This is a genomic window from Micromonospora sp. NPDC048835, assembly GCF_040649995.1.
Taxonomy (GTDB): Bacteria; Actinomycetota; Actinomycetes; order Mycobacteriales; family Micromonosporaceae; genus Micromonospora.
On record NZ_JBEZGM010000024.1, the window covers coordinates 58,734 to 74,640 of the forward strand.

At 71.0% G+C, this 15,907-nt stretch carries 11 protein-coding genes; 6 read left to right on the plus strand and 5 right to left on the minus strand.

Annotated elements, in window-relative coordinates; all coding sequences use genetic code 11:
* Nucleotides 1–90: 90 nt before the first annotated feature.
* Complete coding sequence (locus tag AB0C15_RS25020; RefSeq protein WP_357355740.1) at nucleotides 91–4,512, plus strand: S8 family serine peptidase; 4,422 nt, start codon at nucleotides 91–93, stop codon at nucleotides 4,510–4,512.
* A 75-nt stretch (nucleotides 4,513–4,587) separates the two neighbouring features.
* Here the strand turns inward: AB0C15_RS25020 and AB0C15_RS25025 are convergent, their stop codons facing one another.
* Nucleotides 4,588–5,094: a winged helix-turn-helix domain-containing protein gene (locus AB0C15_RS25025; protein ID WP_357355742.1), complete on the minus strand. Its 507-nt coding sequence runs from the start codon at nucleotides 5,092–5,094 to the stop codon at nucleotides 4,588–4,590.
* 267 nt (nucleotides 5,095–5,361) lie between these two features.
* Here AB0C15_RS25025 and AB0C15_RS25030 point away from each other — a divergent pair, with 267 nt between their 5' ends.
* The 4 genes from AB0C15_RS25030 to AB0C15_RS25045 are packed head-to-tail and all read left to right on the plus strand — an operon-like array spanning nucleotide 5,362 to nucleotide 9,008.
* Nucleotides 5,362–6,339 (plus strand): phosphatase PAP2 family protein, encoded by a 978-nt coding sequence (locus AB0C15_RS25030; RefSeq protein WP_357355743.1) that lies wholly within the window; start codon nucleotides 5,362–5,364, stop codon nucleotides 6,337–6,339.
* A gap of 16 nt (nucleotides 6,340–6,355) precedes the next feature.
* The gene (locus AB0C15_RS25035; protein ID WP_357355745.1) at nucleotides 6,356–7,048 is read left to right on the plus strand and encodes a response regulator transcription factor; all 693 of its coding nucleotides are present in this window, start codon (nucleotides 6,356–6,358) and stop codon (nucleotides 7,046–7,048) included.
* The gene (locus AB0C15_RS25040) at nucleotides 7,045–8,505 is read left to right on the plus strand and encodes a HAMP domain-containing sensor histidine kinase (RefSeq protein ID WP_357355747.1); all 1,461 of its coding nucleotides are present in this window, start codon (nucleotides 7,045–7,047) and stop codon (nucleotides 8,503–8,505) included. Before AB0C15_RS25035 ends, AB0C15_RS25040 begins: the two co-directional genes overlap by 4 nt.
* Nucleotides 8,502–9,008, plus strand: coding sequence for a hypothetical protein (locus tag AB0C15_RS25045; RefSeq protein ID WP_357355750.1), 507 nt, complete (start codon nucleotides 8,502–8,504; stop codon nucleotides 9,006–9,008). Before AB0C15_RS25040 ends, AB0C15_RS25045 begins: the two co-directional genes overlap by 4 nt.
* Before the next feature lie 18 nt (nucleotides 9,009–9,026).
* Here the strand turns inward: AB0C15_RS25045 and AB0C15_RS25050 are convergent, their stop codons facing one another.
* From AB0C15_RS25050 to AB0C15_RS25060, 3 genes are read right to left on the minus strand one after another with little or no spacing between them, the layout of a single operon-like run.
* Entirely contained in the window at nucleotides 9,027–10,049 is a 1,023-nt protein-coding gene (locus AB0C15_RS25050) for a D-alanine--D-alanine ligase family protein (RefSeq protein ID WP_357355752.1), read from the minus strand.
* Nucleotides 10,046–11,188, minus strand: coding sequence for an alanine racemase (alr, locus tag AB0C15_RS25055; protein ID WP_357355754.1), 1,143 nt, complete (start codon nucleotides 11,186–11,188; stop codon nucleotides 10,046–10,048). The genes AB0C15_RS25050 and alr overlap by 4 nt, the downstream gene beginning before the upstream one ends.
* Nucleotides 11,185–12,333 carry an acyltransferase gene (locus tag AB0C15_RS25060; RefSeq protein ID WP_357355756.1) on the minus strand — a complete coding sequence of 383 codons (1,149 nt, stop codon included), beginning with the start codon at nucleotides 12,331–12,333 and terminating at the stop codon, nucleotides 11,185–11,187. Before AB0C15_RS25060 ends, alr begins: the two co-directional genes overlap by 4 nt.
* A 150-nt stretch (nucleotides 12,334–12,483) precedes the next feature.
* Here AB0C15_RS25060 and AB0C15_RS25065 point away from each other — a divergent pair, with 150 nt between their 5' ends.
* The gene (locus AB0C15_RS25065; RefSeq protein WP_357355758.1) at nucleotides 12,484–13,356 is read left to right on the plus strand and encodes an LLM class F420-dependent oxidoreductase; all 873 of its coding nucleotides are present in this window, start codon (nucleotides 12,484–12,486) and stop codon (nucleotides 13,354–13,356) included.
* 111 nt (nucleotides 13,357–13,467) lie between these two features.
* Here AB0C15_RS25065 and AB0C15_RS25070 read toward each other — a convergent pair whose 3' ends face one another.
* Entirely contained in the window at nucleotides 13,468–15,729 is a 2,262-nt protein-coding gene (locus tag AB0C15_RS25070; protein ID WP_357355760.1) for a catalase, read from the minus strand.
* Nucleotides 15,730–15,907 lie beyond the last annotated feature (178 nt).

The window sequence follows — 15,907 nt, forward strand, 5'->3', positions numbered from 1 at the left end:
CTCGGGCAACCGGCGTGACCCGCGCGGTGCATGGGGGAGGTCCACCATGGCCCATTTACACCCTGGGTCGTTCTGAGGGAGGCAGCACCGATGTTCAGACGTCCACAATGGCGACGGGCGGCCAGATCACTGGTCAGCGCCGGCGCGGCGACGATCCTCGCCGCGACATGCTTGGCCACCATGGGCTCGGGCGCGCAGGCCGCGCCGGGCGGTGCGATGGGGGCGACCGCCCCGACCGGTGACAAGATCCGACCGGAGCTCGCCAAGCAGCTCCAGGCCAAGAGTGAAGGGGACTTCTGGATCCGGTTCAAGGACCGGGCCGACCTCAGCAAGGCAAGTGCCATCAAGGACTGGTCGAAGCGGGGCACGGCGGTGGCGGACGCGCTGCGCAAGACCGCCGCGGCGAGCCAGGGCAAGATCCGGGCCGACCTCGACAGCTCGGGCACGAAGTACCAGACCTTCTGGGCCACCAACGCCATCAAGGTCAACAGCGGCTCGCTGGCGATGGCACAGAAGTTCGCCGGGCGCTCGGAGGTCGAGGGCCTCTACGCCCCGGTCGCGTACAAGGTGCCGGAGACGACCAAGGGCGCCGACGAGAAGACGGTGAACGCCCTGGAGTGGGGCATCGCCAACATCAACGCCGACGACGTCTGGTCCCAGTACGGCGTCAAGGGCGAGGGCATCACCATCGCGAACATCGACACCGGCGTGCAGTTCAACCACCCGGCGCTGGTGAACTCCTACCGCGGCAACAACGGCGACGGCACGTTCGACCACAACTACAACTGGTTCAACGCGCCCGGCGCCGGTGCCTGCACGACGGCCCCCTGCGACGGTGACGGCCACGGTACGCACACGATGGGCACCATGGCCGGCTCCGACGGCGCGAACCAGATCGGTGTCGCCCCCGGGGTCAAGTGGATCGCGGCGAACGGGTGCTGCCCGAGCGACGCCGCCCTGATCGAATCCGGTCAGTGGATGCTGGAGCCGCTGGACCTCAACGGTCAGAACGCGGACGCGAGCAAGCGACCCAACATCATCAACAACTCGTGGGGCACCCGCGACCCGTCAAACGAGCCGTTCATGGAGGACGTGACGGACGCCTGGGCCGCCTCCGGGATCTTCGGCACCTGGTCCAACGGCAACAGCGGGCCGGCCTGCCAGACCAGTGGCTCGCCGGGCAGCCTCGCCAGCAACTACTCGACCGGCGCGTACGACGTCAACAACAACGTCGCCGGCTTCTCCTCCCGGGGCGCCGGTCAGAACGGCGAGATCAAGCCGAACATCTCCGCGCCGGGGGTGAACGTCCGGTCGAGCATCCCGGGCAGCGCCTACGGCAGCATCAGCGGCACCTCGATGGCCGCGCCGCACCTCGCGGGCGCGATCGCGCTGCTGTACTCGGCGGCGCCGTCGCTGATCGGTGACGTCGACGCGACCCGCGCACTGCTCAACGGTGCCGCGGTCGACAAGGCCGACGCCCAGTGTGGTGGCACCGCCGCCGACAACAACGTCTACGGCGAAGGCCGACTGGACGCCCTCGCACTGCTCAACGCCGCCCCGACCGGCGACATCGGCACGCTCGCCGGCACGGTCACCGACGCGACCTCCGGCGCGCCGATCGCCGGCGCGACGGTGACGCTCACCGGCCCCTCCGAGCGTGAGCTGACCACCGGTGCCGACGGCAAGTTCTCGACCCAACTCCCCACCGGCGACTACCAGGTCGCCGTCGCGGCGTTCGGCTACGGCAGCACCACCAGGACGGCGACGATCACCAAGGGTGCCACCACGACGCTCGACGTTGCCCTCACGGCGGTGCCGAGTGTCAACGTCACCGGAGCGGTCACCGACGGCTCCGGCCACGGTTGGCCGCTGTACGCGAAGGTGACCGTGACGGGCGTGTCCGGCGTCTACGACTACACCACCCCGTCGAACGGTCGCTACAGCATCAAGCTGCCGGCCGGGCAGACGTACACCCTGACGTACGAGTCGCAGTACCCGGGCTACCAGACCGTCACCAAGCAGGTCGTGGTCGGATCGGGCAACACCACCGCGAACGTGGCCGTGCCGGTGGACAGCGACGCCTGCACCACCGCGCCGGGATACACGACCGGCTCCGACGGTGAGTACGAGACCTTCGATGCCACCACCACGCCGGCCGGCTGGACCGTTGTGGACAACGCCGGTAGCGGACAGGTCTGGAAGTTCACCGACGACGGCGACCGGGGCAACCTGACCGGCGGCACCGGCAACTTCGCGATGATCGACAGTGACGCGTACGGGGCGGGCACCACCCAGGACACCTCCCTGGTCAGCCCGGTGGTCGACCTGACCAGCGTCACCGCCCCGGTCATCCGGTTCAACCAGGACTTCAACCAGCTCAACGACGACACCGCCGACGTCGACCTGAGCATCGACGGTGGTGCCACCTGGACCAACGTGCTCCGCCAGGAGACGGACGTCCGGGGGCCGAAGCTGACCGAGATCCCGATCCCGCAGGCGGCCGGCAAGGCCCAGGTGCAGGTGCGGTTCCACTACTACGACGCCTCGTACGAGTGGTGGTGGGAGGTCGACAACGTCCTGATCGGCAGCCAGATCACCTGTGTGCCGCTCGACGGCGGTCTGGTCGTCGGCAACGTCCGCGACAAGAACGACGACAGCTACGTCAACGGCGCGACCGTCACCAGCAAGGACCGGCCCGCCGAGAAGGCCGTCACGGTGGCGACTCCGGACGACCCGGGGTTGGCCGACGGCTTCTACTGGATCTACTCGTCGCTGACCGGCGAGCACCAGTTCACGGCGACCGCCGGCAACTACGTCAGCCAGACCAAGACCGTCGACGTCGAGGCCGACTGGGCGACCACCGCGAACTTCCAGCTCGCGGCCGGCCGGCTGTCGGTGGCGCCGACCCAGCTGAGCGCGACGCTCCAGATGCCCAACGGCAAGACCAGTAAGACGTTCACGGTGACCAACACCGGCGGCGCGCCGGTCGAGGTCAAGTTCGGTGAGCGGGACAACGGATTCGAGTTGCTGCGGGCGGACGGGTCCAAGGTCACCCGGCAGCAGGTGCTCGGCTCCAGCGGTGCTCCGGAGCAGCGGCTGACCGTACCGACGTCGTTCGCCGCGAAGGCGTCCGGCAAGGAGGCCAAGGCCGCCGCCGCGGCGACCGGACCGCAGGCGGCGCCGTGGACCGACATCGCCAACTACCCGGCCACGATCATGGACAACCGGGTGGTGAACCTGGACGGCAAGGTGTATTCGCTCGGTGGCGGCGACGGTGAGGCGTCCACCACCAAGAACTACGCCTACGACCCGGTCGCGCAGACCTGGACGGCGATCGCCGACCTGCCGGGAGCGCGCAACGCCGTGACCGCGGGCGTGGTGAACGGCAAGATCATTGTCACCGGTGGCTGGGGCGACGACGGCCCGGACTCGGCCACCTGGTCGTACGACCCGGGGGCGAACACCTGGACCGAGCTGGCCGACAACCCGGCGCCGAGGTCCGCCGCCGGACAGGGCGTCGTGGACGGCAAGCTGTACGCGGTCGGCGGCTGCACGACGGCCGCCTGCCTGCCCATGTCGAACAGCGTCGTCAGGTACGACCCGGGCACCGACAAGTGGGAGACGCTGCCCAACTACCCGAAGTCGGTGGCCTTCGCCTCCTGCGGTGGCATCGACGGCGTCCTCTACTGCACCGGCGGCAACGACGGTGCGGCGGCGCAGAAGTCCAGCTACGCCTTCGACCCGGGTGCCAACACCTGGACCGCCATCGCCGACGCGCCGACCGACAACTGGGCCAGCTCGTACGCCGTCGCCAGCGGCAAGCTCCTGGTCGTCGGTGGGTCGCAGGGTGGGGCCATCAGCAACGCCGGCTTCGCCTTCGACCCGGCCACGGGTTCGTGGTCCAACCTGCCGAACGCCAACACCGCCCGGTACCGCGGCGGCGCGGCGTGCGGCTTCTACAAGATCGGCGGCTCGTCCGGCAACTTCAACGCGGCTCCGGACAGCGAGGTGCTCCCGGGCTTCGAGGGGTGCGCCGAGTCGGCGGCCGACGTCAGCTGGATGACCATCGACAAGTCGGCGGTCACTCTCGCACCGGGTGCGAAGGTCACCGTCACCGTCGGTCTGACCGCGAACGTCGACCAGCCGGGCACCTACTCCGGCGCGGTCGCGATCTCCGAGAACACCCCGTACTCGGTGGCGCCGGTCGCCGTGACCATGACGGCGAACCCCCCGAAGACCTGGGGCAAGCTCATGGGTACGGTCACCGGCACCAGCTGCCAGGGCGCCACCTCGCCGCTCACCGGCGCGGTCGTGCAGGTCGACTCGTGGGCCTCGTCGTACACCTTCGCCACCGACGCCGAGGGCAAGTACGCCTACTGGGTGGACCGTCGCAACAACCCGCTCACGATGATCGTGGCCAAGGACGGCTGGAAGCCGCAGACCCGTCAGACCAGGATCGACACCTCCACTCCCACGGTGGAGAACTTCGGGCTGGCACCGATCAGGTGCTGACGCCCGAGCGCTAGCCGAAGGGGGTCCGGCCCGCCTGGTCTGAAGACCGGGCGGGCCGGACCGCGTCCGGGGTGGTCAGACCGGGGCGAGCCGAAAGCCGACCCCGCGTACCGAGTGGATCGTCGTCGCGGCGTTGAGCCGGGCGAGCTTGCCGCGCACCCGGCGGACCACCGAGTGCATGTCGGAGCCCCGACCGAGGTGCCGGTTGCCCCAGACCTCGAGGTGCAGGCGCTCGTAGGTCCAGACCTGCCCGGGCGCGTGCACCAGGCAGAGCAGGACGTCGTGCTCCAGTCGGGTCAGGTCGATCTCCTGGTCGCGCCACCGCAGCACCCGGCGGTCGGAGTCGACGGCCAGATCCGGTGGCGGTGGTTGCGCACCCGGTGTCGCCTCGGCGAGCACGGCCCTGGCCGGGGGAGTGGGGGCGGGAGGCGCCGCGACCACCCCGAGGAACTCTCGTGCCTGGTCGACTGACGAGACGATCAGGAAGGCGTCACTGCCACCGAGCAGCCGGGCCAGATGTCGCCGCTCGGCCGGCGATGAGGCGATGCCGATGACCAGGCTGGCGGCTGGAATTCCCTGCATCTTCCAACACCTTCCGGTTCCCCAACTCACTCCGGATGGATTTCCGCACCGCCGACCAAGGCATCGATCGACGTCCTGACCCTAGTGGTGGCTGATCTCGGCTGGGTAAACGATCGTTGCATGCAAGCATGTGAATCCCACCGCCCCGTTGCGGCCCATCCGACCCCACGCCGACGATGCGCTCTTCCGGAAGCGGTGCGGTGGTTGTGACAGAACCAAGACAATTCGAGGACGGGGTACGGACCTGCCGGGGCGAGCATGGTCGCCATGTCCATCGGATCGTCGTACTCCGTCGGGCGGTCGACGCCCGGTCCGGCGCGACCGCTGCCTCACGCCCGCGCGGCGGTGCCGCTGGGCCTTCGACTGCTCGCGGCGGCGCTCTGCGGTCTGTTCGCCCTGATCTCCAGCGCGGCCCTCTTCGTTCGGACGTACCCCGGGCAGTGGCTGGACGGGGTGCTGCTACCGCGCGCCGAGCGGGGCGGCGGGTATGAGCAGCAGACCGTGCTTGTGGGCCCGGCCAAGACCGTGCTCGCCACCTTCGGCAGCCCGACCCTCATCGCTGCCCTGCTCGGCGTGGTGCTGCTGGTGGGTGTGCTCCGCCGACGGCTGGTGGCGGGGGTCGTCGGCGTGGGCATGGTCGTCTGTGTGGTGCTGGTGGCCGGCGCGGTGAAGTCGCAGCTCCCCCGCCCGGATCTGCAGATCGCCAGCTCCACCACCCACAACAGCTTCCCCAGCGGTCATGTCGCGGCGGCGAGCACCCTGCTGCTGGCGTTCCTGCTGGTCCTACCCCCTTGGGCGCGGCGCTGGCTGGCGGTGCCGGGCGCGGCGGGTGTCTCGGTGATCGCCGCCGCCACCATGATCGCGGGCTGGCACCGGTTCAGTGACGTGCTCGGCGGCGTACTGCTGGGGGTGACCCTGTGCTGCCTGGCCGCAGCCGCGTTGGCGGCGTGGCCCGGTGCGCGGGACGCGGCCGGCGGTGCCATCGGTGGCGGCCTCTGGCGCCGGCTGGCCGAGGCGGGCGTCGGCCTGGTCGTGCTGGTCTGGGTGCTGGTGGTGGTGATGCCCGGTCTGGCCGCGTCGGTGCAGCGGGGGCTGCTGGCCGCCATCGTGGCCGCAGCCGCGTCGACGATGTTCCTGGTGGGCGCGGTGGTGTTCCTGCTGCGTTCGACGGACTTCGCGGCTCCGCTCGGGGTGGAGGGCGCCGCACCGCCGCAGCCATCGACCGAATCGGGAAAGCTCTCATGATGGGATACTTGACGACATGTCCCAGGTGCTGTTGATCGAAGACCACCAGACGGTGCGCGACGGACTGCAGCTGGCGCTCACCCGACAGGGCCACACGGTGCAGGCCGTGGGCACCGGCGAGCAGGGTCTGGAGCGGCTGCGGACGACCCCGTCCGACGTCGTGGTCCTCGACCTCATGCTGCCCGGGATGGACGGATTCGAGGTTTGTCGCCGGATTCGGCAGCTCGGTGACCTGCCGATCATCATGCTCACCGCCCGTAACGACGACATGGACGTGGTGGCGGGTCTGGAGGCCGGCGCCGACGACTACGTCGTCAAGCCCGTGCAGGCCCGGGTCCTGGAGGCCCGCATCCGCGCGGTGCTGCGACGGACCGGCGGCGACTCGCGACGTGGCAGCGACCGGGCCGGCCCGGAACACCACGGAGCCCTGACGATCGACCGGGCCGCGCTTGTGGTCAGCAAGGACGGGACGCCGGTCAGCCTCGCCCCGACGGAGCTGCGGCTGCTGCTCGAACTCTCGCACACGCCAGGTCAGGTGCTGAGCCGCCAGCAACTGCTGGAGGCCGTCTGGGAGCACGGATACCTCGGCGACTCCCGACTGGTGGACGCGTGCGTCCAGCGGGTACGCGCCAAGATCGAGGCTGACTCGTCGGCGCCGGTCTTCATCCAGACCGTACGCGGTTTCGGGTATCGGTTCGGGCCACTGTGACGTTCTGGCGCTCCGCCGCCGCCCAGGTCTCGGGCCTACGGGTCCGGCTCCTCCTGGCCTTCGCGCTGCTGGGGGTCACCACCACCGCCGTCGTGGCCAGCGGCAGCTACGTCCAGGCCCGGACCGTCATCCTCCAGCAGGCGCAGGACGCCGCCGTCCTGTCGCTTACCGACCAGCTCGCGAAGGTCTACCCGATCGTCCAGCTTCCGCCGACGCAGGACGACCTCGAACTGTTGGCCCAGCGCCTGAGCGACCGGGAGGGCTTCGCCGTGGTCTTCTACCGGGACATGCGGTCGCAGGCCGGCTCCGACATCGCCGACCCGCTCAGCAGCGAGCTGCGGCAGGAGGTCCGGGGCGGCCGGCTCGCCTGGCAGCGTGTCTCGCTGGACGGCCAACCCTGGTTGCTCATCGGCACCCAGCTGCGACTCGACCGGTCGGACGGCACGTCCCGGGCATCGGGGCTGGAGGTCTACTCGGTACGCAGTCTGGTGCCCGAGCAGCAGAGCATCGACCGGCTCGCCACCCGGGCCTGGCTGACCGGCGCGCTGTCCCTGGTCCTCGCCGTTCTGCTGGCCCTGCTCTCCGCCCGTGGAGTCCTGCGACCCGTCCGCGACCTGGGCCGGGCGGCGCGCCGCCTCGGCCAGGGCGACCTGAGCACCCGGCTGACGGTCCGCGGCGTCGACGAGCTGGCCGACGTGGCGCGGACCTTCAACGACACCGCCGGCCAGTTGGAGCGGCAGGTAGGCGAGCTGCGGCGGATGGAGGCCGACGCCCGTCGCTTCGTGGCCGACGTCTCGCACGAACTCCGCACCCCGCTGGCCGCGATGACGGCGGTCACCGACGTGCTCGACGAGGAGGCCGACCACCTGCCCGGGGACGCCGGCCGGGCTGCTCGGCTGGTCAGCCAGGAGACGCAGAACCTCACCCAACTGGTCAACGACCTCATCGAGGTCAGCAGGTTCGACTCCGGCGCGGCGCGGCTCGCCCTCGACGACGTGGACGTGGCCGCGGCAGTCACCGCCAGCCTGCGGATCCGCGGCTGGACCGACCGGGTCCGCGCCGACCTGCCGCCCGCAGTGGTGGCCCGGCTCGATCCCCGCCGACTGGACGTCATCGTCGCCAATCTGGTCGGCAACGCCTTTCGGCACGGCGCCGAACCGGTGTCCGTGCGCCTGACCGCCGACCCCGACTGGGTCACCATCGAGGTGGCCGACCAGGGGCCGGGCCTGGACCCGGAGGTGCTCCCGCACGTCTTCGACCGCTTCTACAAGGCCGACACCGCGCGTACCCGCTCCGAGGGCAGCGGCCTCGGCCTCGCCATCTCCTGGGAGAACGCGCGGCTGCACCACCACGGCGAACGACGGGGGGCTCTCGTCGCCGGCAACGGCCCCGGCGGCGGGGCGGTCTTCACCCTCCGGCTGCCCCGGGAGACGACCGATGTCGGCGGTGCCCGATGACCGGCCGGCGCACCAGCCGCGCGCTGCTCGCCGGCACGGTGCTGCTCGGCACGCTGCTGACGGCGGGTTGCGGGGTACGGCCCAGCGCTGTCATCACCGGTCGTCCCGCGGTCAGCGGCCCGGTGCAGGGCGTCGGGGTCTACCTGCTCGCGCAGAGCGAACTCGTGCTTGTCGTACGTCCGGCGACGGTGGACCTCACCCCCGCCAGCATCCTCGCCCTGCTCGCGGCCGGCCCGGAGGAGGACGAACGCCGCCAGGGCCTCACCAGTGAGGTGCCGGCCGGGCTCGCCCCGGTCACGGTGACCACCACGACCGACCAGAACGGCGGCCTCACCGTACGGACGGCCACCTCGGCGCGGGCGCTGTCGGTGAACGCGGTCAACCAGATCGTCTGCACACTCGCCGACGCCGCGCCGCAGACCGGCCTCGCGAACAGTTCAGCCCCGGTCACCCTCGTCGGGCCGGGCGGCGCGCGGCCGCCCCGGCGGTGCCCGATCGGTTGACCGGGCACCGCCACCGCCTCACACCAGGTCGACGGCCCGGGCCTGCCGAGGCAGCCCGCTGTGGTGGCCGCGGTCCTCATCGGCGAGCGCGCCGGAGATCAGAATGTCGATCAGGGCGGCGAACCCGATGCCGGCCTGCTGCCAGATCTGCGGGAACTGGGACGCGGCGGTGAAACCGGGGAACGTGTTGACCTCGTTCACGATGGGCTCGGGCGAACCCTCGGTGGGCAGGAAGAAGTCGACCCGCAGCAGCCCACGGCAGTCGAGGGCCCGGAAGGCGCGAATCGCACGGTCCTGAAGCACCTCGGTGGTAGCCGCGTCGAGCGGGGCGGGAATCTGGAAGATCGCCCCGCCGTCGTACTTCGCGTCGTAGTCGAAGAACCCGGTGCCGGTCACCCGGATCTCCAGCGGCGGACCGGCCTGCACCCGGCCGTCCGGGTGCTGCAGGACGGCCACGTCGATCTCGCGCCCCCGGGCCCCCTGCTCGACGAGCACCTTCGGGTCGACCTGGCGGGCCTGCTCCAGCGCGGCGGGCACCCCCGCCCAGTCGTCCACCCGGACGACGCCCAGGCTCGACCCGGCCCGGGCCGGCTTCACGAAGACCGGCAGCTCCAGTCGACGCTCGTCATCGGGCGACAGGGCCTCACCGGGACGCAGGGTCACCCCGGGGCTGACCCGCAGGCCCTCCGCCGCGAGAAGCCGCTTGGTGACCCCCTTGTCCATGCCGGCGGCGCTGGCGAAGACGCCGTTGCCGACGTACCGCACGCCGAGCCACTCCAGCAGCGACGACACGGTGCCGTCCTCGCCGTACGGGCCGTGCAGGGCCGGGAACACCACGTCCTGGGCGCGCAGGACCCGCAACGCCGCGGGCAGGGGCGTCGGTCGACCGTCGACGTGCCACCCGCCGGCACGGTCGATGAGCACCTCGGTGACCTGGTACCGATCCCGGTCCAGGTGGGCGAGGATGCTCTCCGCCGAGCGGCGGGACACCTCGTGCTCGCCGCTCTGCCCGCCGTACAGCACTGCCAGTCGGATCGTCATGAAACCCGTGCCCTTCCGTGGAGGTGCTCGCGGGCCACCCGGGCCCCGATACCGGTCAAGATCTCGTGTGGGTTGGTGTCGGCCCAGCTGGCCCACTCGACGACCGTCGGAGGGTGCTGGTCGCCCTCGGCCGGGCCGAACACCACGACCGGGTCGCCGATCGTCACGGGAAGATCCCCGACGTCGACCACGCACTGGTCCATGGCGATGCGTCCGACGATCGGGCACCGCCGACCGGCGAGCCACACCGAGGCGCGGCCGCCGGCGGCCCGGGGCAGCCCGTCGGCGTAGCCGAGCGGCAGCAGCGCCAGCGTGGTCGGTGTGCCGGTCACGTGCTCCGGACCGTAGGAGACGCCCGTGCCGGCCGGCACCCGCTTGACGTTGATCACGCTTGTCCGCAGGGTCATCGCGGCGTGCAGCCCGAACTCGCCCGGACCGCTGGCGCCGAACGGGTCCACGCCGTAGAGGGCTATTCCGATCCGGCAGAGGTCGAAGCGGGTCCGTGGCGCGGAGAGGGCCGCCGCCGAGTTGGCCAGGTGGACGAGGTCGGGGTCCAGACCGGCCGACCGGGCGAACCGCAGGGACTCCTCGAAGACCGCCACCTGCCGGGTGAGCGTGGGTGCGCCCGGCAGGTCGGCGTCGGCGAGGTGGGACCACACCCCGCGCACCCGGACCCCGCCCTCTCGCTCGTACTTGTGGGCCCAACCGACCAACTCGGGCCAGTCGTCCCCGGCGGCCCCGTTGCGGGACAACCCGGTGTCCGCCTTGAGGTGCACCATCGCTGGTACGCCGAGCAGACGGGCCGCGTCGGCGACCGCGTGCAGGTGTGTCGTCGTGGAGACGCCGACGTCGACGTCTTCCTTGATCAACATACCGAAGTCGTCACCGGGGCCGTGCAGCCAGCTCAACGTGGGCGCGGTCACACCCGCGTCGCGCAGGGCCAGCGCCTCGGCCGTCGAGGTCACGCCCAACCAGGTGGCACCGGCGCGCAGCGCGGCTCGGGCGACCTGCACCGCGCCGTGGCCGAACCCGTCGGCCTTCACCACGGCCATCAGCCCGGTGCCGGTGATCGAGGCGATCGTCCGCACGTTGCTGGCGACGGCCTCCAGGTCCACGAACGCCTCGGCCAGGGTGCTCATCCGGCCGCCTCCACCCGGCGCGGGCCGGGAAGCGCGAAGAGCCAGCCCGCGCGGACCCCCAGCAGCCCCCGGTGTACGGCCAGGCTCAGGCCGATCACCAGGCCGGTCAGCAGAATCGGATAGGCGAGCACGATCAGGCCCTGAGCGGACCGATCCAGTCCGGAAACCGGTACGAGCAACAGCCGGTGCAGCAGGGCCAGGACCGGCATGTGGATGACGTAGATCGGCAGGGTGATGCGGCCGAGCCTAGCCAGCGGTTCGCTGAGCGCCGACCGTCGCGACAGCCGCGCAGCGGCGGTTATGCCGAAGATCACTGCCAGCACCGAGACCGCCGGCCACACACCGAACCACTGCTGGGCGCCGGTCACCGCCATCGCGGCGAGCGCCAGAACGTAGCCACCCGAGGTCAGCACCAGCCGGCGGCGGCTGGCGGTGGCGGCCCACCGCTCGAGCTGCGACCGCAGGTACCGGCCGGCGAGGAAGAAGACCAGGTTCTGGTAGAGGCCGGCGCGGTTGCCCGGAGTGTCGAGCAGGCCGGCGGCGGCGACGGCGGACAGCGCGGCGGCGGGGACCAGGACCAGCGCCCGGGGAACCCGGCGGGTCGCCTTGGCGATCGTGAAGTACAGCGCCAGGGCGTACAGGTACCAGAGGTTTGACGGCGTGACGGTGAGCTGCTCCAGCAGGCCGAGGGCCGAGGTGGCACGGTCGGTCGGCAACTCCGGCGCGGCGGCGAGGACCGCGGTGTGGATCAGCAGCCAGACGGCGTACAGGTAGAGGAACCCGGCGATCCGGCTGCGGGCGACGACCCGCCACGGCCGCTGGGCGGCATTCGCCGCGAAGACGCCCGAGATGGTGAAGAACAGCGGCATCCGCAGCGGCAGGAACTGCTCACCGAGCGTTCCCCACAGACCCGGCACCGGTACGCCGACGTGCCAGTCGATCTGGAGGTAGTCCTTCACGACGACGTGCCACAGGACGACGAGGACGATGCAGACGCCCTTCGCGGCATCCGCCCACTGCGCCCGCTGTGATCCGGAGGCGGCGAGCGTGGAGGCGGGTCCGGTCCGTTGGCGGTGGCGAGACCGGACGCGCGTCGCGTCGGGTGCCGGCTCGACGGGCCGGGACGTGGTGGGCTGTGGGATCACGCACCGAAAGCTGCCAGCCGGATATCCGCACGTGATCCACGAATTGTCATGATCCGGTAATGGAGGGCCGCAGGACCCGAGTCGTTTGCGGTTCCGACCGGTCCCCGAGGGACGTCGGACGGCATTAGGCTCGTTGCGGAGGTGCCGAACATGAAGCTCGGGCTGCACTACTGGAACTACTCGATTCCGGCCGACCCGGCCGCGATCGCGCCGACCCTGGCGCAGGCGGCGACCGTCGCGGAGCAGGCTGGGGTCGCGTCGTTCACGGTGATGGACCACTTCTTCCAGATGGACGCGGTGTTCGCGGCCGAGGAGCCGATGCTCGAGGCGTACACCACGCTCGGCTACGTCGCGGCCCTGACCCAGCGGATGACGCTTGGCGTGCTGGTCACCGGCGTGATGTACCGCTACCCGGGGTTGCTCGCCAAGACCGTGACGACCCTCGACGTGCTCTCCGGAGGTCGGGCCCGCCTCGGCATCGGCGCCTCCTGGTACGAGCGCGAGCAGCGCGGGCTTGGTGTGCCGGTCGTCCCGGTGGCCGAGCGGTTCGAGCGGTTGGAGGAGACGCTGCGCGTCTGCCTACAGATGTGGAGTGCCGACGACGGCCCGTTCAATGGGCAGCACTACCAGCTCGCCGAGACCATCAACTCGCCGCAGCCGTTGAGCCGCCCGCGCCCGCCCATCATGATCGGTGGTGGCGGCGAGAAGAAGACCCTGCTGCTGGTGGCCCGGTACGCCGACGCCTGCAACCTGTTCGGCCGCGCCGGCATCGACGACATCACCCGCAAGCTGGACGTGTTGCGTGGGCACTGCGCCGCCGAAGGCCGCGACTACGACACCATCGAGAAGACGGTGGTCGCCGCCCAGGCGCCGCTCGACGACACCGACGCGTTTCTCGCCGAGGTGTCCGCGTACGCGGCGCTCGGGGTGAGCGAGGTGCAGGTGACGCCGGATCGGGACCCGGTCGAGTTCGCCCAGCGGCTCGGCGACGAGGTGCTGCCCCGGTTGGCCGACATCGGCTGATTCCGCCTCGACGATGCCGGCGGGGGAGGAGGCGGATCCCCTCGCCGTGGTCGGATGCGACGAGGGCCGTCCTCCCGGTGCTGCGGAGGACGGCCCTCGTCGGTGGTGGGGTCAGGCGACCGCTGCGGGGAATCTCTCCCAGACCCGGTGCGCGGCCATCAACTGCTGCACCGCGGTCAGCGCCTCGGCACCCGAGCCCGCCGACACGACGCCGGGGGTGCCGGCGACGCCGGCCTGCTCCAGCACGGTGACGCCGGCGCCCCAGGCGCCGATCGCCTTGGCGTGCCGCCAGGACTCCTCGACGAGCAGCAGTACGCGGGGGTCCACGGTTGCCGGGCCGGGCCGGCCCGCCGTGTCGTCGCGGGCGGGCAGCGCGTCCGGTGCGGGTGCCGGCGCTCCGGCCAGCAGGACCGCGTCGAACTCGACCGACCGACCGGTGGCGAAGGTGCGCTGCACCGGCAGGTCGCCCACCATGCCGCCGTGCGGGGCGATCAGCAGCGGCACCATGCCGGCCGCGAACACGGCCCGGCGGACCTCGTCGACGCCGTCCAGGTCGCCGTCCGGGTCGACGACGATCCCGACCGTGCGGCCGTCGCTCGGCCACTCCCGACCGACCTGCGACAGCGCCGGGCTGGGCGTGACGTCGGGGAGGGCGACGGTCGGCTGCGGCGCGGGCAGGCCCAGGCCGGTGGCGACCTGCTCGCACAGCACCGGGTCGATGTTGGCGAGGCTCTGCAGCTGGCGCTCCTTGATCGCCTGGTGGTAGCACTTGCCCAACTCGAAGGTGTACGCCCGGACGATGTGTTCCCTCTCGACCGGCGACATGCTCAGCCAGAACAGACGGACCTGGCTGTAGTGGTCGTCGAACGAGGCGGGGTTCGCGCGTACCTTCGGAGCCTCGGCCACGGTGACCGGCACGTCGACGAACGCCTGCTCGGCGTCACCGGCGGGGAACGGGTTGCCGCCGTCGAGCGAGTTCGGCCGGTACGGTGCGACGCCGGCGTGCACGGCCTGCTGGTGGAAGCCGTCGCGCAGCATGTCGTTCACCGCTGCGTGCGGGCGGTTGATCGGGATCTGCGTGAAGTTGGGCCCGCCCAGCCGGGTGAGCTGCGTGTCGAGGTACGAGAAGAGCCGGCCCTGCAGCAGCGGGTCGTTCGTGACGTCGATGCCCGGGGGCAGGTGGCCGAGGTGGAAGGCGACCTGTTCGGTCTCGGCGAAGAAGTTCGTCGGGGTCCGGTTGAGCACCAGCTTGCCGATCGGCTGCACCTCGGCCAACTCCTCCGGCACGATCTTCGTCGGGTCCAGCAGGTCGATGCCGGCGAAGGTCTCCTCAGGAGTGTCCGGGAAGACCTGGATGCCCAGCTCCCACTCGGGATACGCGCCGGCCTCGATGGCGTCGTAGAGGTCACGGCGGTGGAAGTCCGGGTCCATGCCCCCGAGGAGTTGCGCCTCCTCCCAGGTCAGCGAGTGCACGCCAAGCTTCGGCTTCCAGTGGAACTTGGCCAGCGCCGTCTCCCCGGCCTCGTTGACGAGGCGGAAGGTGTGCACGCCGAAACCCTCCATCGTCCGGTACGAACGCGGAATGCCCCGGTCGGACATGTTCCAGATGGTGTGGTGCTGCGCCTCGGTGTGCAGCGACACGAAGTCCCAGAAGGTGTCGTGGGCGCTCTGCGCCTGCGGGATCTCCCGGTCGGGGTGCGGCTTGCCGGCGTGGATGATGTCCGGGAACTTGATCGCGTCCTGGATGAAGAACACCGGCATGTTGTTGCCGACCAGGTCGAAGGTGCCCTCGTCGGTGTAGAACTTCGTGGCGAAGCCACGGGTGTCGCGGACCGTGTCGGCCGAACCCCGCGAACCGAGCACGGTGGAGAACCGGACGAAGACCTCGGTCTCCCGGCCCTTCCTGAGGAAGCCGGCACGGGTGACCGCCTCGGCGGTGCCGTACGCGGTGAACACCCCGTGCGCGCCGGCGCCCCGGGCGTGCACGACGCGCTCCGGAATGCGTTCGTGGTCGAAGTGCGTGATCTTCTCGCGGAGGTGGTGGTCCTGCAGGAGCACCGGCCCGCGCGGCCCGGCCTTGAGCGAGTGGTCGGTGTCGCGCAGCCGCGCCCCGTTCGCGGTGGTGAGGTGTGCCCCCTGCTGACCATTCGCGACAGTCGGCGCACCGGTCTGCGCGCCGGTCGGCGTACGGGTCTGCGGTGCCCCCTGCTCCGGCTTCGGCGGCAGCGGATCGTGCGGCGTCGTCGGCTCCTCGACGGTCGGTGGCGCGCTCCCCGGCGCGCCGGGGATGTCTGGGCTGAGGGCGTCGGCGATCTTTCCTGAGGCGGTCTTCACGGCGTTCTTGACCGCCTCGGCGGGCTTGCTGGAATCCACTGAATAAACCTCTCCATGGCACGTGGGCGGGCCGGCGCCTGCCCTGCTACCCCTGGTCAGAGGGTCGAAACACGGCTGATCTCGGCATTTCGCTCCGGGACTGGTGATTTCGCCGATGCCAGGAACGGCGGAGCAGCCAAAACTTACACACGTCGATATCCCTCGACTTTAGGGAGTG